A 22,055-nucleotide genomic window follows, 5' to 3' on the forward strand; every position below is an offset into this window, starting at 1 on the left:
AGGCGCTTTTGCTTTTCTTATGTGGCAAGTCCTTTATCATGGCTATTCTTTTTTTCTCGTAAGTATTGGAATACACCAATTAGAATAAAGACACCAAGACCTGACATTGAGATGTAGAGATTGTTTGGATAAATAAGCGCAAGGCCCGCCGTAAATAATAATAAACGTTCAATGACGTTTGGCTTAATAATGAAATAATTCATGATCGAGGCACTTACTGCCGCCATCCCAATTAAAGCGGTCAGAACAGCAGGAAGTAATGTTAGCCAAGTCCAGTCTTGTAAGAGTAATACTGGATTATACACGAAGGCATAAGGAATAATAAATGCTGCAATAGCAAGCTTCACTGCAACAACACCAGTCTTCATTGGATTTGCTCTTGCTATACCAGCACCAGCGTACGCAGCAAGACATACAGGTGGTGTAATATCAGCGACAATCCCAAAATAAAAGACAAAGAAATGAGCCGCCATTACTGGAATATCGAATGCTACTAAAGCAGGAGCTGCCATTGAAGCTGTTACAACGTAGTTTGCTGTTGTAGGTAAGCCCATACCTAACACGATACAAGCGAGCATTGTATAGACTAATAGGAAGAAGAGGCTTCCGCCAGCTAAATCAATAATGCCCCCTGCTAATTTGCCACCAAGTCCTGTTGTAACAACGATCCCAACGATAATCCCTGCTGATGCACAAGCTACGATAACAGGTAAAGCAACTCTTGCCCCTTGCTCAAAAGCATCAATAATATCTCGAAAACTAAGACGAGTGTCTTTACGGAATAAACTAACAAAGAAAGCTGCACCGATACCCCATAAGGCAGCTGTTGTAGCCGTATAGCCTTGCAGAAGCATGCCGACAATCGTAACCAGAGGTAGAAGTAAATCCATTCGTTTTGCTAGACCTTTGAATGTAGGAAGTTGGCTTTTGGGTAAACCGAGAATTCCTTGTTTTTTCGCTTGGAAATGAGTTCCCATGAACACACCAGAGAAATAGAGAATCGCTGGTATAATCGCAATGATGATAATTTCACTATAGGCAGTATTCGTATATTCCGCCATGATAAAGGCAGCTGCCCCCATAATAGGTGGCATGATCTGCCCACCTGTTGAAGCAGAGGCTTCAGTTGCACCGGCAAACTCAGGTTTGAATCCTGCTCGCTTCATCATCGGAATCGTAAAGGAACCTGATCCGACTGTATTGGCTACTGAACTACCAGTAACCATTCCTTGAAGCGCGCTGGCAGCGACAGCTGCTTTTGCCGTTCCTCCAGTCATTCTACCAGTTGCGCCAAATGCTAAATCATTAAAGAACTTTCCAATGTGCGTTTTTGTTAGCATGACCCCAAAGAATAGGAATAAATAGATGTATGTTGAAGAAATTTGAATCGGTATCCCGAAAATAGCTTCTGTTCTAAAAAATAATCGTGTCACGAGACGTTCCCAATCAAATCCTGGATGCCTGTAACTAGCTATAGGGAAATATTGTCCGAATAAGCCGTACAATATTGCTAAGGATGCAATAATAACAATTGGTAGACCGACCGCACGTCGTGTAGCTTCAAGTAATAACAGAACACCGAGTGTTGCAATGATCACATCCACATCGTTATAGCCACGGATAACCGCTTGGGTTGTTAGTCGGGTATAGTTGATGACGATATACAAGTTAGCACCTAATGCAAGCAAAGCAAGTATCGCATCATACCAAGCTACACCTGGTTTATTGAGCATGCTTTGTTTTGCTGGGTACAAAATAAAAATAAGAGCAAGCGCGCTACCTAAATGAATTGCACCTTGTATAAGAGATACATAAGGTCCTTTAAATGCTGTGTAAAGCTGAAAAACGGTTAAGGAAATGGCAAGAATGGAGACAATCCATGCCCATTTCTGTAAGTTAACACGATAGGCAGATTCCTTATCATATTTTGCAAGTAATTCATCATGATTTGTTGTTTGTTCCTTTTGCAATAGATATCCACCACCTTAGTGAGATTTTCAAAACAAAGAAAAATTCAGCTTTGCTTACTTGTGGTGATTTTCTTTATTTTTACTTTTGCTTAAGAAAAAGATAGTAAGAAAACAGGACTGGACAGTGAATGCCCAGTCCTGTTTTTTTTAAAAAGTCTTAACTATTCAAGTAATCCTGCTTCTTCAAAATACCTCTCTGCTCCTGGGTGGAGTGGAAGACCTTCAGAACCATTTAAAATATTTTCCTTTGTTAAATGGATACCTTGAGCATGGGTAACTTGATCAGCATTCTCATACAAGCCTTTAACGATCTCGTAGCCTAATTCTTCACTAATTTGGTTTGTAGAACCTACCAAGATAGCGTATGCTGTAACAGTATCAACAGGTGCATCCAAGAAATCATAAGAATCTGCTGGTATTTCAAGGTGAGCATAATCACTATTTTCTTCGACGTAAGCAAGTGCTTCACCTTCAACTGGAAGGATGACGACTTCACGTTGTAACGCAAGCTCTGTTATATTACCTGCTGGTAAACCAAGTAAGCCAAATGATGCATCTAATTGTCCATCCTGTAAGCGACCTGCAGCATCGCCGAAGCCTTCTTCAAATGCTTCATAATCACCATCTTCTAGACCATATGCTGCTAAAATAAGTTTCGCAGCTGCTTGTGTTCCACTACCAGGTGGTCCGATTGCTACACGTTTCCCTTCTAATTCAGCAATGGATGTAATACCAGTGTTAGCTGTTGTGACAACTTGCATCACTTCTGGATAAATATGTCCCATGAAACCAAAGTTTGTAATTGCGCCACCTTCTTCAAATTCATTTGCTCCATTATAAGCATCAAGAGCGGGGATATGTACAGTCATCCCTAATTGGAATTCTCCACTAGCTATGTTGCCAAGGTTTTCAAGTGATGCTCCAGATGCAACTGCACTTACATTAAAACCTTCTACTTCAACATTGTTTTGCATAACAGTAGCCATTTCTTGACCTAATGGGAAATAAGTACCACCTGTGCTGCCAGTACCCATTTGTAAATCAGTACGGAAATCTTCAGGAGCCTCAGCCTCAGTACCTGGTTCATCAGGATCAGCTACTTCACCACCTGTACTATCATCGCTACCACAGGCACCGAGTAGTAACCCGACTGAAAGAAGAGTTGCTGTTAAAAATGAATACTTCTTTTTCATCATAAAATCCCCCTTTTTTATAATGTTTACGCATGAACGAATTTTCTGAATGTTCATACTCAGTTATTATTTTATACAAAGTATTGTAATAATGTCAAAGGGTTCATAATTATTCAAATGTTAGATAACTTTACAAATTAGGATATAAACAGTAAAAAAGACTCGGAATACCCGAGTCTTTTAGGTGATTTATTCTACTTTTTCATAGTCTTCAGGATTGTTTGCGACAGTTGGCTCGCTTGTATCAATGTGACCAAAGAGTTCAGGTTGGACCTCACCATCAATAAGAATTTGTGTTTCATTAAATCCAAATTGTTTCATGATCATCGCAACTTGTTGAAGAAGCATTTCCTCTACTCCTGATCCAACTTGTGCATCTAATAATTCAGACGAGAATGAAACATGAGCAACTCCGTCGATCTCTTCAACTGATTGAACTTCAACATTAGCTGGAACAAGTGAAACAAGTCCATCTTCTGTAGGACCAGCAACCCAAGCCTCGAGTGTTGCAACAAACAACTCTTCATCTGTTGCTTCAATTTGACGCTCAACACGGAACAAATCCATTACTTGATCGTCAGAAAAAACGAGCTCTACAGGTGTGACAGTCGCATCGTCGACAACTTCCTCGTCAACTGCAATTATTTCTTCTTCATTAGACTCTACTGATTCACCTGTAGAATCAACTGATTGATCTGCAGAATCAACTGATTGATCTGCCTCTTCGTCTGCAGCAGTAGACTCCTCAAGGCCATCAGATTCAACCAAATCACTATTTTCTTCGATTTCAATTCCATCCGTCGCTTGCTCAGGTTCTGTAGAATCTGTTCCTTGTCCACATGCTGCTAGAACAAGGATGAACAGGCTAAGTAAGAAAAACACCAAATGCTTTTTCATATTATTTCCTCCTTATGTAGTTATGTGTGATCACCATTTGCTCTCACAGAGGATAGGTTTTTTTAGATTGCTGCTTCCTAAAATTAGGACAGCCCTATCCATTAAAGTGTACAACATTCATGTCGAATTTCAATCGTGAATTTAGACTCAATCTTTTGACCTAGTTAAGTGTTAACCTTAATGAGGAAGAAATGAATAAGAGGATACCTTCAAAGATCTTTATTTGACCTTTGAAAGTACCCTCGAAGTTCTATCCGATTAAGGAAACTCTAAATAAACGTCTTGCTTGATTAAAACATTGGAAATACATATTCAATTAAAAACCATAAGATTCCAAAGAAAATAATTAAATAAGCTGCATATTTAATGAAAGTAGCCATGACCATACTACCGTTTTCTTTTTTCTCAACATGGCGCTCTTCTACCTCAACATTACGGCGTTCACTCATGTTAATCCCTCCATTTATTTTATAAGTTGTTAGTATTGAGATACCCTTCTATTATTTCTTCTAAACATAATCAGGATGAATAAGAATTAAGAGAACATTGAATAAATCAAGTAGCAGGAAGTGTCGATAAGGTTTAAAATGGTCATATTGAGGGGAACAGAGGTATAAAGAGAGAGTTGCAGCTAGCTAAAAGTCTTTAGACAATTATAAATCTTTTATGCCTTTCTTTTTTTATGAGTTGTGTTGCTATGAGGATGGTATAATGAAGAAACGATAACGTGTAGGAAGGATTTTGTCGATGTTTGAAAATAAAGCATTCCGTATTGGCTACGGCATTATGCTCATCTTTATCATTATTTATTTAGGGTCGCTCATTGATTGGGTTTTCAAGCCTATTGCTATTCTTGTTCAAACATTATTCGCTCCAATTGTTTTAGCAGGTGTTTTATTTTATTTACTTCGTCCTCTTGTCAACTTATTATCAAAATGGATCCCTCGAGGATTCTCGATACTGCTCTTATATTTGTCGGGAATTGCTTTGATTACTGCTCTTGTATTCCTCATTGGTCCAGAATTGCAAAAGCAGTTTAACAGCCTTGCTCGTAATATGCCATCTTTTATCAATGAGATTCGCGAAATGTTTATCAACCTACAACAAAATGAATATATTTCACGTTTCCAGCAAGGAGATAACTTTTCATTTGATGAAATCACCTCAAGGTTTACTGACTATTTAAATGAAATCGTTTCAGCGATTGGTTCAAATATTGCTAGCTTTATTGGTTTTATTGCGAATGTGTTGATTATTCTCGTTATTATTCCATTTGTTCTATTTTATATGTTAAAAGAAGGTGAAAAGGCCCCGAGGCAAGTCCTTAAATACCTTCCTAAAAAACAACAGTATGAGGGGCAACGTATCTTATCTGACATGGACGTAGCACTAAGTTCCTATATCCAGGGACAAATTATTGTTAGCTTTTGTGTAGGGGTTCTTGTCTATATTGGGTACCTTATTATTGGAATCGATTATCCGCTCGTTCTTGCTTTGATTGCGATGTTTACAAATGTCATTCCGTTTATCGGTCCTTGGATTGGAACATTCCCTGGAGTGATTGTGGGATTTCTTGATTCCCCGTTAATGGCATTATGGGTGATTATTGTGGTCGTTGTTGTTCAACAAATCGAAAGTAATCTTATTTCTCCACAAATAATGGGGAGAAAATTAGATATACACCCATTAACGATTATTCTCTTGTTACTTGTTGCTAGTCGCTTTGCGGGTTTACTTGGTCTATTACTTGCTGTTCCAACATATGCTGTTGGCAAAGTAATCGTTTCCCATTCGTATCGTCTGTGGAGGTTAAGAAGCAGAACAACAGATTGACTTTTGGGAAATCACTTTGTATGGTTGAAGAATGATATAATTCATAATCCTGCATCTATAGGGTAAATAGCTAGGAGTGAAGATGATGGCTTTTGAACAAGATGGTATTATTCAAGTAGAGGAAGACGAATTAAAAGAATTATTAAAAAGTAAAAACAGCGATCCAATAATTATTGATGTTCGCGAACCTTTTGAATATGAAGAAGCGCATATTCCTGGGTTACCACTTATTCCAATGCAAACCATTCCGAATATGATTGATCAACTTGACAAGGATGCTTCTTATCTTTTTGTGTGTAGAAGCGGGAGTCGTAGTCAAAATGTAGCTATGTATATGCAACATCAAGGGTTTAAAAACGTACGTAACTATGCTGGTGGAATGCTCGGTTGGTCAGGTGAAACAACGACAGGTCTTGAATGGGTTGTAAGAGATGGTAAAGAACTTACGAAGTTTCTGAAATAAGAAAGCATGAGGCTACTCTCAACTGTGATGGTGAGATAGTCTCATTTTTTTATAAACAAAAGGAGAACTCCAAAACGTTTGAAATAATTGGAGAAAAACAAGATGTGATGATGACGGTTTTCTAGTAAACTAGTAATATAGCTATAAATTACTCACTAACGTATGAACAGGAGGCATTTTTTGATCATGAAAAAAAGATATGGATTTTCTTTTTTTGTTATAGTAGCAATACTATTGTTCACGTCATGGCATTCTGTGGAAGCAAACAATCATGTTTATTTTTATATTGATGGACAAGAACAGCGTTATCAGGGCGATATTGTAATAAATCAGGATGGTATGTGGGTGCCGCTTCGCCCAGTATTTGAGAATTTGTCTTACATTCATAATGATTGGGGATTAGATTCCAGAACGATTAATCAGTTCATACGAGCTCAGCGCAATGAGCATAACAAAGAAGAACTACATGAAATAGTTACCGATTATCCTTTTTTAATGGATATTAAAGTGAAGCAGATTAATAACCGAGCCATGATTCATTTAGACAATGTATATCAACTAGGATTTGATGCTTTTTATTTTGAATCAGAGCAAATTTTACATATTAATACTCCAGCGCTTATGGAGATAGCAGGATTGAGGATTGGAGATAACATAAGTGGTGTGAATCGTCTCTTCCCTGATGTTCATTGGAATACAGCTTTTGGGCAAGAAGCAGATTTTATTGGATTCATTGGCGATATGGAGGAGTATTCATTCATAGATCGTTACGGCTACGAAAGAGTCGAGGAAGTGCCTGAGCTGCAAGTTGAAATCAAAAATAATCAAGTTACATATTTAATAGCATCATCAGAACGTTTTCCAACATCGAAAGGAATAAAAGTTGGAGATCGATTAAATGATGTATATCGTGCTTATGGTAATCAATATGTAAGAGAACGCTTAGATGATAAGCAAATTGTCGTTTATGATGTTGAATTGGGTTCAATCTGGTTCATAGCTAATCGTGATCAGGAGATTGAGAGAATAGCTTATTGGGATCATCAATTACGAGGATTTGGAGAGAATCAAGTTGAAGAATTAGAAGAGACTGACCTAGAAGTAAGGTAAATATTCTTAAGTCAGTCATGATTAGGCGAAATGTGTTTTTTTAAAAAGGTAGGAGAATTCAATGATGTCTAGCTCGAGTGCCTAGCCGCTCGAGGTCATTTCAGACTGCGATTAGGGACAACACAATCGCAGTTTTCTAATGCTTGTCACGGCTGTTCAAGGCGCTTTCGCTTTTTTTATAAATGGTCAGGTTCTTTTGAATAAGTATGCTTTCCATGTTGTGCATTCTCTCGTTCTTGTTGGTTTTTTTGCTGATTGATCGCATTTGTATCTTTTTTCTTTTTGTTATCATCACCTGTTTGAGCCATTCTGTCACCTACTTTCTTTCATTTAGTTCTTAGCATGTACGAATCACCTTTACACTATGAAAGAAATGTTTAACAAAAACGCTAAGTGGGAACGTATATTGTAAATACGATCGAAAGGTGGAGATGATAATGGCGGTTAAGAAAACAATACTTGCAACAGTGGTGGCAAGTGCAGCTGGAGCAGCGACAGTTCTTTTAAGAAATGGTGAATCGAGGGAGAGAGCTTGCAAAGCAGTTCGTGAAACCTATGCGAAAATGAAAGGAGGAACAGCTGACAATCATAAAAAAGATAATCAAACGAAAGTTGGGCATTCTCATCCTCATGATTATGAAGATAACAAAATGGTGAATGAAGGTGCACTAACAAGTGTTAAGTATTATAATGAAAAGCAGCAGCAATAACAAAAAGTCGCCATTTATGGTGACTTTTTTCATTGCAAACGAATCCAAAAATCGTCTCAAGATGAATTCCATAAATAGGAATGCTATAATTAGGAAAATAATGATCAATGAGGTGACAGCAATGATTACAATAAATAATGAAACAATTGCAACGATCCCTACGTTACATGTAGTGAAAGTTGATTTACAAGATAATAAAATACCTACTATTTTCTTTTTACATGGTTATACGAGTGCAAAAGAGCATAATCTTCATGTTGCCTATTTACTTGCAGAGAAAGGATTTCGCGTTTTCCTGCCTGATGCTCTTCATCACGGAGAGCGTGAAACAACATTAAAAGGAAATAAGCGTGATTTTTCATTTTGGGAAATCGTCTTAACATCTATTAAAGAATTAGATGAGATGAAGACAATACTCACGCAACGAGAGATCGTTGACGAAAATCGAATTGGGGTCATTGGGACATCAATGGGAGCCATTACAATGTACGGGGCTTTAACTGCTTATGATTGGATTAAGACAGCTGTTTCGTTTATGGGAACAGCTTATTATGAGACGTTTGCAAAGGCACAGCTCTTGATGATTGAAGAAAAGGGGATTCAGCTCGAACCAAACGCAAAGGAAAAAGTTCTTAATCAAATCAGACCATATGACTTGTCTGCACAGTTAGACAAGCTTGCTGGTCGTCCGCTTTTAATCTGGCATGGGAAAGAAGATCAGGTCGTACCGTATCCATTTTCAGAAAAGCTTTATCATGAATTAGTAGCGAGCTATGAACATGAGCCTGAACATTTGCAGTTTTTGGCAGAAGATAAAACAGCTCATAAAGTGACACGCCAAGCTGTTCTTCGTTCGGTTGAATGGTTTGAAGGTCACCTTCTTACAAGTAAGGTCTCTTCCTAATGAATGGAGATGGGAAAAAGGCAACTATTAAATTTTTGAAAGAAATGCAAAAGGTCGTTGTTATTACGATTGGGGCACTGTTTTTAGCGGCTTCTTTAAACTTCTTTTTGATTCCAGCAAATGTATTTGCAAGTGGTTTTACGGGGATAGCTCAGATTCTTGCGACTGTCCTTCCTCTATCAACTGGGGTTTTGCTATTTCTATTAAATATACCAGTGGCGATTTTAGGGTGGATGAAAATTGGAAAAAGCTTTACGTTGTATAGCTTTATGAGTGTGGCACTTACGACTTTTTTTCTAGAACTGCTTCCGATTAAACAGTTCTCTCCAGACATTTTACTAAATGCTGTATTTGGGGGAGTCATAGCGGCAATTGGTGCTGGTCTTACATTAAAGTGGGGGGCATCCTCTGGTGGAGTCGATATTATTGCCCTTGTATTATCGAGAGTCAGTGATCGACCAGTCGGTATTTACTTTTTTATGTTGAATAGTTTGATTGTGATTACGTCTGGTCTTTTATTTGATCCCGAAAAAGCCCTGTATACGCTTGTCGCGTTATATGCTACTTCTCGTGTGATTGACGCCATTCATACTCGTCATGTGAAATTGACAGCTATGGTTGTCACAAAACGAGCTGAAGACCTTAGAAAAGCCATTCACGAGCGAGTAACGAGAGGGATCACAAGAATACCTGCTAAAGGTGGGTATACGGCTGACGATAAAGAAGTATTAATGATCGTTCTGACAAGGTATGAATTGTATGATCTTAAAGAAGTGATTCAAGAGGTCGACCCTCAAGCCTTTACAAATATAGTGGAGACAGCAGGGATTTTTGGTTTATTTCGAAAAGAATAAAGGGGGAGCCACACATGAAGAAAATGGGATTATTTTTACTGACTTTATTTGTAGTATTCCTTTTTGCATGTGGTCAAGGGGGAGATTCACCAACGCAGGGAGAAGGGGGGAGTGATAGCGTGACTAATTCAGCTTGGTCGTTTGAGACAAAAACTACTCAAGATGAGAAAGAACTTTTGGTACAGATGACTGTTACGAATCAGCAAGAAAGTCAAAGTACCCTAGATTTTGCCTCGGGTCAATTGTATGAAATGGTCTTAACTGATCCAAATGGAGAAGAAGTATATCGCTTTTCTGAAGGTAGAATGTTTTCGATGGCGATCATGCAAGAAGCATTTGAAGCAGGAGAATCAAAGACGTTTGAAGAAGTGATTGCGCTAGATAAGTTAGATAAAGGGACGTATACATTAGATGTTCAACTAGTGGTGATGGCTGTAGATAATGAAGAATGGATGGATGAAGAGACGTTTCAAAATCGTCTAGACATTATAATTGATTAATAAAACAAGACTGACTCTAAAAGTCAGTCTTGTTTTATTAAGGGCTTTTCGCTAGATGTCAGTGACCATCTATTTAAAGCTTCTTGTTGGATTGCTTTTTTCAAGGAAAGATAATGTTCGTCTGCATGAATTTCAGTTTCTGATTTATTATCTTTTTTCAAACTGAACTGTGACTTGCCATTCCAATAAGAAAAAAACGGTTCATCAAGCTGTTTCTTCATGGGTAGTGACTCCTTTATGAGTGTGTTAATTGAATAAGTTCAATAATTTCCTCGTTTGAAAGCTCTGTAACGGGCTGTTCTCCTGCGGCAAGTATATGCTCTGCCAAAGCTTGTTTTTGGACGAGCATTCGATCAATTCGTTCCTCAAGTGTGCCAACAGTCATCAATTTGTGGACTGTAACGTCTTTTGTTTGTCCGATTCGATAAGCTCGATCTGTCGCTTGGTTTTCAACAGCTGGATTCCACCAACGATCATAATGAATAACATGTGTAGCAGCTGTTAGATTCAGACCTACACCACCAGCTTTCAATGAAAGAACAAATATATTGATCTGATTATCTTCTTGGAAAGCCTGAATCGCTTCCTGCCGTTTTGCACGTGTTAAACTACCGTGTAGAAACGGGACAATTTGTCCATAGCGTTCTTCGAGTGAGCTAGTCATAAGTGAGCCCATCTCTTTATATTGAGAGAAGATTAAAACCTTTTCTTTTCTCTTAACCATCTCATCTGTTAAGGCTAAAAGAGAGTCCCATTTGCCAGAATTGTGTTCTGCCAATGTTTGTTCCTTTAAAAAATGGGCGGGATGATTGCAAATTTGCTTCAATCTGGTCAAGCTTCTTAGGATTAATGCACGTCGTTCGAAAGCTGTTACTTCATTTAGCCTTGATACAATATCATCAACAACAGCCTGATAAAGAGCGGCTTGCTCTACTGAAAGATAGATTTTATGAACAATTTCTTTTTTCTCTGGTAAACCAAGTTGTAGAGATTGATCAGACTTCTTACGTCTTAAAATCAATGGATGAATGAGCTTTTGAAGCTTCATTAATTGTTGATCATCGTGATCACGTTCAATTGGCTTCATAAATTTGACTTGAAAATCTTGATACGTGCCAAGATAGCCTGGATTTAGTACATCAAGTAAAGACCAAAGCTCTCGTAAGCGATTCTCAATAGGTGTTCCTGTTAAGGCAATGCGATGTGTTGCTTTAATTCCTTTTATTACTCGTCTTTGCTTCGTCTCGACATTTTTAATATGCTGTGCTTCATCAAGAATAAGACCGTTCCATTTTACCTGATGAAATAATTCATCATCACGAACTGCTAATTGATAAGAGGTAATCACGACATCCCACTCGTTTAAGGAGTTAAGATCGTCTTCATGAAGACGGGTTTGACCGTGATGAACGAAGACACGTAATGACGGGGCGAATTGCTCACATTCATGAACCCAGTTGTACAGCAGCGATGTCGGACATATGAGAAGAAAAGGTGAGTGCTCCATCTTTGCTGCCTTTTGCTGCTCGATGACATAGAGCATGTAGACAATTGTTTGAATAGACTTCCCTAACCCCATATCATCGGCCAAGCAGCCTCCAAATCCAGTTCTTCTTAAATGGGCTAACCATGAGACGCCCTCGTGTTGATATCGCCTAAGCTCTCCGACAAAATCGGAGGGAAGAGGTATTAATGATGGAGTGGTAGAATAAAGCTCCTTTAAAGAATTTGTCAGTTGACTACCCCAAGACACATCCCACTCAATCCCATCTTTTAAACCAGCGTCATCATCAAGCTGGTCCAGCCTCCATGCCTCTAGAAAAGAGGTATCGTCTTTCATTCCATTTAAATAATTTCGAAGCTGTTCGGCAAGTGTTCGGTCCCATGTCATCCATTGCCCATTTGCATAAAGAAATGGCCGCTGTCCCTCTACAAATTCAGTAAACTCTTTTGGACTAATTGTGTTCTCACCAATTGCAATATCATATGTAAAAGAAGCAACACTTTGCCAATCGAGCAGTGGTTCACTCCTAGCTTCTTGGTGGTCTTGTTGATCAATGTTCAGAGTAATACGCGGCTTCTTTTTCTCATTCATCCATTTTGGAACGATCAAATGAAAGCCAATTTGCTTTAACACGTCATCATTTGTTGTGAACAAGTCATAGGCTTCCTCTGAGCTTAAATGGAGAACAGGAGAAGATAATCGTAGTGGCTCAAGTACAGGTAGCGATTCCTTTGCTTTTTGTAAGTCTTTTTTTAATTGAGCAATTGGATTTTCACGCCAAGGATGTTCCCCGCGTTCTAGTTGTTCCATTTCAACCATATAAGAAGGTCTTTTTCGATCAACCATGCAAAGTGAAATCTCCCACGTTCCTTCTTTAGCATTAGGCTCTTTCAATGCGAGTCCAGATAAAAATGGTTTCGTTTGTAACACACCAATTTCTTGCTGAAAAGCTGTATTTAATAATGTTGATTGAATTTGGCCTTTTTCTTTTAGCTGTTTAACATGCGCGAGCCATTTGGGATTAATGGATTGTTGCCATGCTGTATATTCTGCTAAAACAATCGGCTCATCAATGATTGATCGAATCATTTCATCGGCAATTTGAGTCACAATTGTTTGTAATTGTGTAGCTGTCATTATTGTATTTGCTTGATTTTGAATATAGGTTGTATTAGGACGAATTGAAATGGCAGAAAGGGGCATCGCATCGAGCCAGTCTTGATACGAAAATGATATCAATTCCCACTGTCCAGAGGATGTTGGGGCAAATGAACCATCAATGATTGCTTCCTGAATGTGATCAAATAAATGTAGCCACATTTCTAAATCAGGTGCCATTTCAATATCACTTTCTTGTTTCCATGTCCTAAAAATAGGTAAGTAGGTCAAAAAGGAATCCATTGAAAAAATGAGTCCTTCTAATGGAAAGGAATAGTCTTTCATATTTTCCTGTGCTTGATAAACGGTCACTTCTCCTGCTAATGAACAATAACGTCTTGAACTTAGAGGAACGTCAATAACAGCTTTATCCGTCTCGATGAATGTTCCATAAAATGATGTTTGATCGTATCGAAATAAGGCAAGCTTAAGTTCAAATGGTGAGTATAAAAAAGGATACTGAAAATTGACAATGTGATCAAAGCGCGAGCGAGGAGATTGCTCACCCCATATGAAAAATGCATCGTTTAGCCAACCGCCATGAACAATAATATTAGAGGTCAATCTGCTTCAACTCCTCAACGAACGCGCGATACGTTCGATACTTTTTCTTTAACCTTGTTACATACTCACGAAAGAGAACTTGTTCTTCTGGGCTACTGTACAATGTTTGGAGAGTTCTTAAAAAACGTGCAGCTTGCTCGTAATGAACACGGGATTTTTTCTCAACGAGTCTTACGATAAATTGATGGTAGACGGGTCTTGCAAGTACAGGAGCATGCTTACATAAAGCGTGTAATAATTCTTCTTTTTCTGGTCGTTGACGCAGTGGCTCACGTTCATATTTAAGAAAATAGCGCATAGCATGTTCATATTTTTTATAAGTAAGTAATAATTTTTCATACGTTTTGGCTGTTTCTAAGTGATCGAGCCTTTGTTCAAGCAAAGGTAGCAATCTTTCAACTAACTCATACTGCTCCTCCGTTGTTAAATGTTGAGTATAGTTTAAGAAACGCTGATAATTAGGTGATAACATCCATCTATTCCAAATTGATTCTTGCTCATTTTTTGGAGATGGCAAGGCTGTATTCATTTCATCAATAATGGGTTGTAGAGAACCATAGTGACCCTTCGTTTTATGAGAGAATAAGACAGTAAGCCATTGTTTTATCGTACGCCAGCGCGAACGTTCTTTTAATAATTGAAAATGCTGATTCACTTCTTGTTCTTGATAACGTGCTCCTTTTTTAGTCAGGATTGATAAAGCAGTGACTTCTTTTCCAGCTAATAAGGAAACATAACTATATGTCAGTGCGAGTGCACGTGAGCAAGACGCTGTATCGATTGACTTTGAAAGAAATGTATATACTGATTCAACATGCTCTGTTTTCATATCTACCACTATACGAAAAAGCAACTGTGACCACGGGGCTTTTACATTATCTGCATCATAGGCCACGAGAAATAATACATGTTCGAGAAAAAGGCGATAATTGGAAACATCTTCTTGAAGAGAATCATGAAGAGTCAGCAGGTCTTCGATCATTGCTTGAAAGAAATAAGAAAAACGCCGTTCATACTCATCATATGTATTCGCACGTGTAGAAAGAGAAAAAACGCCACGCATATAAGTAAGTACATATTGCCATGACTGATCAGTTTTTATTCTCGAAATTCTATTTTTCGCATCTATTGAAATTTGTTCAAGATGTCGATTTGTCACGTAGCGTGATGATGTAATGAATTTATATGTATGGATGACATCTTGTTCAACTTCTTGATATCGTTCTGACTCTCCTTGAAATAACGCATTGACCATCTTCGTTTTCACCACCTTCAATGAAAAAATTCCATTCTTTCATTGTATCTTTTTCGACGGCGAAAGGAAAGGGGGGTGTGGGACTTATAGGTAACAAAGGTTATAAAAGAAATTAAAAGGATAAAAACATTGAAATGAGCATAAGTACGGCAATACTACTCATGACAACAATAATTAAATTAGCACCAAGATAAGCTACGAAAATGGCTGTGATACCTCCTATTATTCCGTACCAAATATTTTCATGAACTGTTAAAATCCCTGGAAATATTAACGCTCCTAAAGCAGCGTAAGGAACATTACGTAACATAGCTTGTAGCCAAGAAGGAATTCGATCAGCATCCATAAAGACAAGAGGAAGCATCCTTGGTATGTACGTGACAAGAGCCATTCCAGCAATGATAATGATCATTGTCATATTCATGATTTACGATCTCCTATTCGAGTAATCCATTCGATTCCTGCAGAAGCAAGCAGTGTAGCCGCAATAATCGACCATCCACTTGGTAACATAAGTGAGAAAAGACTATTAAAAATGGCAGCGCTTACTGCCAAAAAGACAATTTTCCGTTGTTTTTTTAAGGAAGGGATTAATAAGGCGATAAACATTGCATACAGAGCAATACCCATGCTTTCTTGAAGCGTGACAGGTAAGATAGCTCCGACAACGTATCCAAGCCCTGAATTAACAACCCAACTTACGTAAGCCATTACAGCAACTCCTACAACGAAGCCTGTTTTAACAGTTCCTTCTCTAGTTGTTGTAACAGCAAATACTTCGTCTGTTATCCCAAATGAATAGAGGGCTTTAATAAAGAGATGGTCATCCTCGACACGTTCACCTACAGATGCGCTCATCAGTAAGTGACGAATATTAACGATAAAGGTCGTGAAAATAATTTCAAATGCACCTGTACCAAGTGCGATTAAGTTCAAAGCCATGTATTGGGCAGCGCCAGCAAAGACAAAAACGCTCATAGCTACGGTTTCTAGAAGTGTAAGACCTGTACTTTTTGCAAGTAGACCGAATGTCAAGGCAGCGGGTAAATAGCCAATTGCTATACTTGAACCAGCTATCATACCTTGGATAATGGAAGATTTTTGATTAGGTATTACCGTTGTTGACATTTCTATTCTCCTTTCTTTCAATTAATCATGGTACAATTTTAGTGAATAGTAAAATAATTATGTATGTAATACAATACAATTGTACGTTATCTAACACTAATGAACAAGGAGAAATGCTATGGAAAAAGACCAGCTATCACGTTTAATTGGGTATAGATTAAAGAAACTTCGCCATAATCGAGGGTGGAGCTTAGATACATTAGCGAGCCATTCTGGTGTTAGTAAGCCGATGCTTGGTCAAATTGAGAGGGGAGAATCAAATCCAACTGTTAGCACGTTATGGAAAGTAGCTAAAAGTTTAAATGTTTCATTTTCGGCTTTTCTTGAAGAACAACAGCCAAGTGTGAAAGTTATACGTTATACGGAGATTGAATCCATTACAGATCATAACGGATCATTCCAAGTATTCCCACTTTTTTCAAAGGAGATAAATAAGCCCTTTGAGCTCTATACAGTTCAATTATCGAAGGCGTGCAAGCACTTAGCTGAAGCTCATCCTAGTGGTGTTGAGGAGTATTTACTTGTCCAAAAAGGTGAGGTTACAATTGAGTTGTCAGAGGAAGTATACAAACTTGAAAAAGGAGACGGGATTCATTTTTTAGCAGATCAACAGCATGCTTACGTTAATCACAATAAGACTGAAGACTGTATATTGACAATCCTTATTTTTTATCCAACTAAGCATTATCAGTATGAATGACTATAAATCATCCAAGTAAGAAGGTAAGTCGATATAGTGGGTTAGCAAACGAAGGCGTCTATATTCCTAACTTGTTCCATGAAAAAGAATTCAGTAGCTGAAAATAAATTCCCGCAAAAATGCAAGCACCGAAAGATGTGTGCTTGCTTTTTGTTACTGGCTTAAAAGAAGAGAGAAATGACTAATGAGTTGAACATATTATTTGTAGGATTAAAGAAGTTGTTCTACTTGTTTTCGACGAGTTAATAACTTCGTCAGTTTCTTCTTATGTGATTCTACTAACCATTCATCTGAATCAAGCAATGCCTCATGTAACTCCATTAATACATAGTCAATTTCAAGGTTCATCATATTATAAATTGTACGTGGTTCGAGTGACTTGCCATCATCTTTGTACTGAATTAGTGACCCATTTCGATTCATCATGACTTTTTCACTCCCATCAATTTCGATCATAGACTCGATATCGCCAGCTTGGTAAGAAGTAATATAGAGAGGACCTTCGGTTGCACGCTTGACAATGCCATTGCCTTTTTCCTTTTGTAGCAGTTTTTCGAGTGCACTTGCTAGTACATCATCATAGACATGAAGACACTTAGCAGAGAGAGTAAGAAATTCTGTATTACGTATGAAAGGAAGCTCATGAATATAATCTTCTAGCTCAATCATGAGGTAGATCGTTTTTGTATCATAGCGCCAGAAGAGAGAATAATGCTGACTCATCATTCTTTTGATGAATTGGTGTAGTGCAGGTTTAGAAAGTTCGATATACATTTCTGAAAACTCCACATCAACAAATGAATCTTTCATGAGTATACACTCCTTTGACGGCATCGCATCTTAATGATTAAGGTTGCTACATCATATGTTGAAAAGTCAAAAAAAAGAAGCGAAATGCCTAGTTGCAACCGAAATAGGCGGAGAAAATAAGCAGAAATATCAGCATCTATTCAAGGAATGACACTAGACCTCACTCGTAAAATCTTTTTGATCACATGATAAAAACCGCTAAAAAAATTCAGCGGTTTTAAAATCGAAATCCGTATCGTTTTGAAATAATATCATAAAATCCTAATGAATTATAAAGAGCTTTTGTTGCCCCATTGTTTATACCTGTTTCAAGCTCCATCCCTTTAATATTTTGTTGCTCCGCCCAGTGAATCACATGTAGTAGAAGCTTTTTTGCAATGCCTCGATTACGATGCTCTTGATGAACATACAAGTCATTTAACCATATGTAATGTCCGCCTTTATCGATGCTTAATGCAACGTTAAAAAAAGCTGCGCCAACTAATGTATCATCTTTTTCAGCCACAAAAATATGAGCCTGTGAATCTTCTTTTAAAGCAAGTTCTACTGTTGTGCTAACTTGTTCATACGCATCTTTCGTACCAAGTGATTCCATTTGCCCCATCAGTAAATCTGTAATGCGCCTTTGAAATTCGCTATCTATCCCTTTAGTAACCTCGTACACCTTTACCATTTTGCCATTTCCTCCTATTGATAAGAGCATCCATTAAATAATCCTTAGTGTAAGGTTAACATAAAAAGAGATAGGTTAGTAGCTAAAGTCAATATTGAACCGTATTTCATGATTATAAAGGTTGAACTTTCTACATTGATGTCGTTACGGTGCTTAGGTGATCATCATTATCGTTGATCAAACTTCAAATCCGAAAGAAAGTAATCTATTTTTAAAATGTGAAAAGCGAACGAGAGTACCAGATGAGTACTCTCGTTCGCTTCCTTTTTTATGCTACATGCTGGTGATATTTTGCAAGTGATCTTGCATTTCAGCTAGTTGTTCCTGCTCAGCAGGTGAGGAGTTAGCGAATGCAGAGGACAAGGCATTTTTTGCTCTTTGTATTTCTTTTTGAACGGCTTCACGCTGGATATCGGTTTCAGCGGCAAGAGAAAGGAGTTCTGCACGAGCAACCGCTTCACGAGCTTCTTGATAAAGTTGATTACCCATTAGTTTCCACCTCTTCTTGAATGAGGGTGCTTCAGTCTTTCGGTTTGTTCAAGAGAAAGATCTTTCATGTCAGATATGTTAAGACCTTCAGTTTCGTTAGCTGGTTGAACAGCATCTTTACCTTGTTGAATCGCTCTCTTTGAACGAGAGTGCTTACTCATATGGTCACGCTCCTTTATTTCAGTTAACTACCCTCATAACGTAACCGAATTAAGCGAAACTCATTCACTTATTAGCGTAAGTTTAATACCTCTTCAAGATAAACGGCAATTCCATCTTCTTCATTAGTAAGTGTAATATGATCTGCGATACCTTTTAGCTCGTCAATCCCGTTGCCCATTGCAATACCTTGTCCTGCATACTCAATCATTTCAAGGTCATTATCTTCGTCACCAAAGGCGATAATTCTCTCTTGTGGAATCTGATAAAATTCAGAGATTTTCTTTAAACCGATTGCTTTATTCATACCTGCTTTAACAATTTCAATGACATTCCAAGGTGCTCCCCATACTCTTTGGTCAATGACTTCGGCGTGAGAATCGACTAAAAGTTCGCGAAGTTCTTTCACATGATGATCTTGAGGATGAACCAAGACGCAGGTAGGATCATCCTTTAAAATGTTTAATAAATCTCCATGTTCCTTAGGGTCTTGACCAGCTGTAAAGGTTTCAACAAACACTTGGTCAAAATGGCGGAGATAAAAATCATCAATGACTTCTACCATAATATTACTGACATTAAACGCTTCGCATGTCTCAATAACGGTTTTAGCTGTCTTTAAATCAAGTGGTGAGTGATAGGTTCCAAAGCTTTTATCAAAAGGGTGATGAATAAAAGCACCATTAAAATTAACGATTGCAGTATTAAGTGCTAGTTCCTGGTAATACTGCATGCTAGCACGATAAGGTCGTCCTGTAGAAATAACGACAATATGGCCTTCTTCTCGTGCTTTTGCAATTGTTTTCTTTGTCCGAGATGAGATTGTCTTTTCATCTGTTAATAATGTTCCATCTAGGTCAAGGGCAATTAAGTGTTGGTTCGACATCATACCATCCTTTCTAGGGTTGGCTTTGTTTTCCTTGAAAATGTTCTTATTCGTTCAAAACTTTTTTTATGTAAGTGTGTTATGATAACAGCTGTAGACATGCTAGTAGATGTTATTTTCTCCATAAAGGAGGTTATATTGTGGGTGTGTTATTTCAAAATTTTGGTTTTCGAGCATTGTGGACACCTGAGTTACTAATCCCGCTTGTGTTCCTTGGATTAATTTATTTTTGGCTTATCAAAAAATGGAGCCGATTTAAAGACGGAGCACCTGTCCCATTTAAACAACGCTTTTATTTTATTTTAGCATTGGTTGCACTGTATGTAGGTTGGGGAAGTCCGTTTTATCTTGCTGGACATATTATGATCAGCTTTCATATGATACAAATGGTTTTTGCTTACTTTATAGCAGCACCTCTCCTTTTACTCGGTATACCGTCTTGGATGTTTCAAGCTTTGATTGACCGTTTTCGCACACCATTAACAGTGAAGATATTCCGTGTCATATGGAGTCCGATTTTTGCTCTATTCTTTTTTAACGGTCTTTTTTCATTCTATCACGTACCATTTATGTTTGACACATTGATGCAATCGGTGATTCTTCATAGTTTGTATCAATATCTCCTTTTTATTGCTGCTGTATTGATGTGGTGGCATATGATTGCTCCAGTCCCAAGTACGTCGCGCCTGTCCGATTTACGACGAATAGGCTATATTTTTGCAAATGGCATTTTGATTACACCAGCTTGTGCTCTTATTATTTTTGCACCTGAACCGCTTTATCAAACGTATACAGACCCAACGATTTGGTCATCTGTCATGGCGTATTGTTTACCAGCGGGTGCAGAGGTTCCAATGAGCTTGTTTGCAGGACCGAATTCTTTTGCCTTTTTAGAAACGAGAATGGATCAGCAGTTAGCAGGTGCTTTAATGAAAATCATGCAAGAAATCGCATACGGCATTACGATTGGTTATGTTTTTAAACAGTGGCTGTTGAAGGAAAAGCTTCAAGACGGTGAGCTAACAATCAGTGATATTCCGACAGCAAAATCGTAAGCAGAAAGGATTAAAATTCATGAAACACTTTGGTGTAGTCGTTTTAATTTTACTTTTAGGTGGATGTGGATGGTTATATCAAGTTGGAGGAGGCAGTTCTTCCGAATTTGATGTTTCACAAGCAGGAATGGAGGTTCCAGCGTTTGAGTTTACAAATCAAGAAGGCGAACCATACGGCACAGAACAACTTTCTGGTCAATACTGGCTTGCTAATATGATTTTCACTAACTGTCCCACGGTTTGTCCGACAATGACTCCGAACGTGCAAAGACTTCAAGCTGCTATGCAAGAAGAAGGAGTTAAGATGTCATTTATTTCATTTACGGTTGATCCCGAGCGAGATACACCTGAACACTTAAAATCGTATGGAACAAACGTAGGAGCAGATTTGGATTCATGGCAATTTCTAAGTGGCTATACACAGGAGGAGATTGCGGATTTTTCTAAGGATGCTTTCTCAGCACTTGTCCAAGACATTGAAGATAGTGATGACATTATGCATAGTACAAGTTTTTTTCTCGTTGATCCTGAAGGGAATGTGATCCGAAAATACGACGGACTCCAAGCGGATCAAGAGTTAATGATTGCTGATTTAATAGAGACTGTTCAATAGGTTTAAAGAATGTGTATTGATTGACGATGGTGTTAAATGAATTTACACTTTTTAATAGAAAAGAGGTGACAAGATGCGTTTTATGAGAAATAAACACGTGGTGATGTTCTTATCAGTGATCGCTCTACTCTTCGTTTTGGTGGGATGTGGTTCTTCTGAAGAAGAATCTGCGGGAGAAATTACACTAGTCAATGAACAAGGTGAAGAGGTCACATTAACGAATAAAGAACGAGCAACGATTTTGTTCCATTTCACAGAGGTTGGCTGAGGACTTTGCCAACAGCAACTGGTTCAGTTGCAAGAGAATCTTGATTTATTTGCAGATTTAGATGCCGATATCTATGCGATTAGTGTTGATTCACCAAGTAATTCCAAAGCATTAAAAGAAGCAGGTGCTTTCACTTTTTCGTTTTTATCTGACGAAGAATTTGAAGTACTAGAGTATGTCCAGATGAAAGATGATCAACATAATATGTCTTACCGAGGGGTAAGCATCCTTGATGCAGATGGAAACTATGTCTACCATCAAGTGAACGATTATTGGGGTGATCAAATTGAGGCTACTTCCAATATTGTTCATGAACAATTTAAAGAAATGAATCAATAGATCAATGCGCACTGAGCATT

Annotated in this window: 27 protein-coding genes; 12 read left to right on the forward strand and 15 right to left on the reverse strand. The window is 38.0% G+C overall.

Going from position 1 to position 22,055, the window contains the following annotated elements; genetic code table 11:
- Nucleotides 1-17: 17 nt before the first annotated feature.
- The 4 genes from IQ10_RS09215 to IQ10_RS18180 all read right to left on the reverse strand — a co-directional run bounded on the left by IQ10_RS09215 (nucleotide 18) and on the right by IQ10_RS18180 (nucleotide 4,509).
- A complete protein-coding gene (locus tag IQ10_RS09215; protein ID WP_144450197.1) occupies nucleotides 18-1,970 on the reverse strand; it encodes a TRAP transporter permease in 1,953 nt (650 codons plus the stop codon).
- Nucleotides 1,971-2,131: 161 nt separating this feature from the next.
- The gene (locus IQ10_RS09220) at nucleotides 2,132-3,163 is read right to left on the reverse strand and encodes a TAXI family TRAP transporter solute-binding subunit (RefSeq protein ID WP_144450198.1); all 1,032 of its coding nucleotides are present in this window, start codon (nucleotides 3,161-3,163) and stop codon (nucleotides 2,132-2,134) included.
- Between the two features lie 189 nt (nucleotides 3,164-3,352).
- Nucleotides 3,353-4,060, reverse strand: coding sequence for a GerMN domain-containing protein (locus tag IQ10_RS09225; RefSeq protein WP_144450199.1), 708 nt, complete (start codon nucleotides 4,058-4,060; stop codon nucleotides 3,353-3,355).
- A 290-nt stretch (nucleotides 4,061-4,350) separates the two neighbouring features.
- Nucleotides 4,351-4,509 (reverse strand): hypothetical protein, encoded by a 159-nt coding sequence (locus tag IQ10_RS18180; RefSeq protein WP_199757405.1) that lies wholly within the window; start codon nucleotides 4,507-4,509, stop codon nucleotides 4,351-4,353.
- A gap of 298 nt (nucleotides 4,510-4,807) precedes the next feature.
- Here IQ10_RS18180 and IQ10_RS09230 point away from each other — a divergent pair, with 298 nt between their 5' ends.
- The 3 genes from IQ10_RS09230 (at nucleotide 4,808) to IQ10_RS09240 (ending at nucleotide 7,466) form a co-directional block, all read left to right on the forward strand.
- On the forward strand, nucleotides 4,808-5,893 hold the full coding sequence (locus IQ10_RS09230; protein WP_144450200.1) for an AI-2E family transporter: 1,086 nt from the start codon (nucleotides 4,808-4,810) through the stop codon (nucleotides 5,891-5,893).
- An 85-nt stretch (nucleotides 5,894-5,978) separates the two neighbouring features.
- The gene (locus IQ10_RS09235) at nucleotides 5,979-6,356 is read left to right on the forward strand and encodes a rhodanese-like domain-containing protein (RefSeq protein ID WP_144450201.1); all 378 of its coding nucleotides are present in this window, start codon (nucleotides 5,979-5,981) and stop codon (nucleotides 6,354-6,356) included.
- 186 nt (nucleotides 6,357-6,542) lie between these two features.
- Nucleotides 6,543-7,466, forward strand: a complete 924-nt coding sequence (locus IQ10_RS09240) for a hypothetical protein (RefSeq protein ID WP_144450202.1) — start codon at nucleotides 6,543-6,545, stop codon at nucleotides 7,464-7,466.
- Nucleotides 7,467-7,642: 176 nt separating this feature from the next.
- Here the strand turns inward: IQ10_RS09240 and IQ10_RS09245 are convergent, their stop codons facing one another.
- Nucleotides 7,643-7,774, reverse strand: a complete 132-nt coding sequence (locus IQ10_RS09245; protein WP_144450203.1) for a DUF3941 domain-containing protein — start codon at nucleotides 7,772-7,774, stop codon at nucleotides 7,643-7,645.
- 129 nt (nucleotides 7,775-7,903) lie between these two features.
- Here IQ10_RS09245 and IQ10_RS09250 point away from each other — a divergent pair, with 129 nt between their 5' ends.
- The 4 genes from IQ10_RS09250 (at nucleotide 7,904) to IQ10_RS09265 (ending at nucleotide 10,434) form a co-directional block, all read left to right on the forward strand.
- A complete protein-coding gene (locus IQ10_RS09250) occupies nucleotides 7,904-8,176 on the forward strand; it encodes a YbyB family protein (protein WP_144450204.1) in 273 nt (90 codons plus the stop codon).
- A 121-nt stretch (nucleotides 8,177-8,297) separates the two neighbouring features.
- On the forward strand, nucleotides 8,298-9,080 hold the full coding sequence (gene yjfP / locus IQ10_RS09255; RefSeq protein ID WP_199757406.1) for an esterase: 783 nt from the start codon (nucleotides 8,298-8,300) through the stop codon (nucleotides 9,078-9,080).
- Nucleotides 9,080-9,934 (forward strand): YitT family protein, encoded by an 855-nt coding sequence (locus tag IQ10_RS09260; RefSeq protein WP_144450205.1) that lies wholly within the window; start codon nucleotides 9,080-9,082, stop codon nucleotides 9,932-9,934. Before yjfP ends, IQ10_RS09260 begins: the two co-directional genes overlap by 1 nt.
- A 14-nt stretch (nucleotides 9,935-9,948) precedes the next feature.
- A complete protein-coding gene (locus tag IQ10_RS09265; protein WP_144450206.1) occupies nucleotides 9,949-10,434 on the forward strand; it encodes a BsuPI-related putative proteinase inhibitor in 486 nt (161 codons plus the stop codon).
- Between the two features lie 23 nt (nucleotides 10,435-10,457).
- On the opposite strand, the gene IQ10_RS09270 is transcribed toward IQ10_RS09265, so the two are convergent.
- The 5 genes from IQ10_RS09270 to IQ10_RS09290 all read right to left on the reverse strand — a co-directional run bounded on the left by IQ10_RS09270 (nucleotide 10,458) and on the right by IQ10_RS09290 (nucleotide 16,043).
- Nucleotides 10,458-10,655, reverse strand: coding sequence for a hypothetical protein (locus IQ10_RS09270; protein ID WP_144450207.1), 198 nt, complete (start codon nucleotides 10,653-10,655; stop codon nucleotides 10,458-10,460).
- A gap of 14 nt (nucleotides 10,656-10,669) precedes the next feature.
- Nucleotides 10,670-13,660: a DEAD/DEAH box helicase gene (locus tag IQ10_RS09275; RefSeq protein WP_144450208.1), complete on the reverse strand. Its 2,991-nt coding sequence runs from the start codon at nucleotides 13,658-13,660 to the stop codon at nucleotides 10,670-10,672.
- Nucleotides 13,650-14,915, reverse strand: coding sequence for a hypothetical protein (locus tag IQ10_RS09280; protein WP_144450209.1), 1,266 nt, complete (start codon nucleotides 14,913-14,915; stop codon nucleotides 13,650-13,652). Before IQ10_RS09280 ends, IQ10_RS09275 begins: the two co-directional genes overlap by 11 nt.
- A 112-nt stretch (nucleotides 14,916-15,027) precedes the next feature.
- Nucleotides 15,028-15,339 (reverse strand): AzlD domain-containing protein, encoded by a 312-nt coding sequence (locus tag IQ10_RS09285; RefSeq protein WP_144450210.1) that lies wholly within the window; start codon nucleotides 15,337-15,339, stop codon nucleotides 15,028-15,030.
- Nucleotides 15,336-16,043, reverse strand: coding sequence for an AzlC family ABC transporter permease (locus IQ10_RS09290; RefSeq protein ID WP_144450211.1), 708 nt, complete (start codon nucleotides 16,041-16,043; stop codon nucleotides 15,336-15,338). Before IQ10_RS09290 ends, IQ10_RS09285 begins: the two co-directional genes overlap by 4 nt.
- Nucleotides 16,044-16,161: 118 nt before the next feature.
- On the opposite strand from IQ10_RS09290, the gene IQ10_RS09295 reads away from it, so the two are divergent.
- Nucleotides 16,162-16,743 carry a helix-turn-helix domain-containing protein gene (locus tag IQ10_RS09295; RefSeq protein ID WP_144450212.1) on the forward strand — a complete coding sequence of 194 codons (582 nt, stop codon included), beginning with the start codon at nucleotides 16,162-16,164 and terminating at the stop codon, nucleotides 16,741-16,743.
- Between the two features lie 210 nt (nucleotides 16,744-16,953).
- Here IQ10_RS09295 and IQ10_RS09300 read toward each other — a convergent pair whose 3' ends face one another.
- From IQ10_RS09300 to IQ10_RS09315, 5 genes are all read right to left on the reverse strand, one after another.
- A complete protein-coding gene (locus IQ10_RS09300) occupies nucleotides 16,954-17,553 on the reverse strand; it encodes a YkzI domain-containing protein (protein ID WP_144450213.1) in 600 nt (199 codons plus the stop codon).
- Nucleotides 17,554-17,770: 217 nt separating this feature from the next.
- Entirely contained in the window at nucleotides 17,771-18,226 is a 456-nt protein-coding gene (locus IQ10_RS09305; protein WP_144450214.1) for a GNAT family N-acetyltransferase, read from the reverse strand.
- A 273-nt stretch (nucleotides 18,227-18,499) separates the two neighbouring features.
- The gene (locus IQ10_RS09310; RefSeq protein WP_144450215.1) at nucleotides 18,500-18,715 is read right to left on the reverse strand and encodes a DUF3813 domain-containing protein; all 216 of its coding nucleotides are present in this window, start codon (nucleotides 18,713-18,715) and stop codon (nucleotides 18,500-18,502) included.
- Complete coding sequence (locus IQ10_RS18010) at nucleotides 18,715-18,876, reverse strand: hypothetical protein (protein ID WP_158640020.1); 162 nt, start codon at nucleotides 18,874-18,876, stop codon at nucleotides 18,715-18,717. The genes IQ10_RS09310 and IQ10_RS18010 overlap by 1 nt, the downstream gene beginning before the upstream one ends.
- A 71-nt stretch (nucleotides 18,877-18,947) precedes the next feature.
- On the reverse strand, nucleotides 18,948-19,760 hold the full coding sequence (locus IQ10_RS09315; RefSeq protein ID WP_144450216.1) for a Cof-type HAD-IIB family hydrolase: 813 nt from the start codon (nucleotides 19,758-19,760) through the stop codon (nucleotides 18,948-18,950).
- A 140-nt stretch (nucleotides 19,761-19,900) separates the two neighbouring features.
- Between IQ10_RS09315 and ctaG the strand changes: the two genes are divergently transcribed.
- From ctaG to IQ10_RS09335, 4 genes are all read left to right on the forward strand, one after another.
- Nucleotides 19,901-20,815, forward strand: a complete 915-nt coding sequence (gene ctaG / locus IQ10_RS09320; protein ID WP_144450217.1) for a cytochrome c oxidase assembly factor CtaG — start codon at nucleotides 19,901-19,903, stop codon at nucleotides 20,813-20,815.
- A 19-nt stretch (nucleotides 20,816-20,834) separates the two neighbouring features.
- Nucleotides 20,835-21,428 (forward strand): SCO family protein, encoded by a 594-nt coding sequence (locus IQ10_RS09325; protein ID WP_144450218.1) that lies wholly within the window; start codon nucleotides 20,835-20,837, stop codon nucleotides 21,426-21,428.
- 73 nt (nucleotides 21,429-21,501) lie between these two features.
- Nucleotides 21,502-21,696, forward strand: coding sequence for a hypothetical protein (locus IQ10_RS09330; RefSeq protein ID WP_144450219.1), 195 nt, complete (start codon nucleotides 21,502-21,504; stop codon nucleotides 21,694-21,696).
- A gap of 18 nt (nucleotides 21,697-21,714) precedes the next feature.
- Nucleotides 21,715-22,035: a redoxin domain-containing protein gene (locus IQ10_RS09335; RefSeq protein WP_144450220.1), complete on the forward strand. Its 321-nt coding sequence runs from the start codon at nucleotides 21,715-21,717 to the stop codon at nucleotides 22,033-22,035.
- Nucleotides 22,036-22,055 lie beyond the last annotated feature (20 nt).

This window comes from Halalkalibacter nanhaiisediminis (genome assembly GCF_007830185.1).
GTDB classification, from domain to species: Bacteria; Bacillota; Bacilli; order Bacillales; family Bacillaceae_D; genus Halalkalibacter; species Halalkalibacter nanhaiisediminis.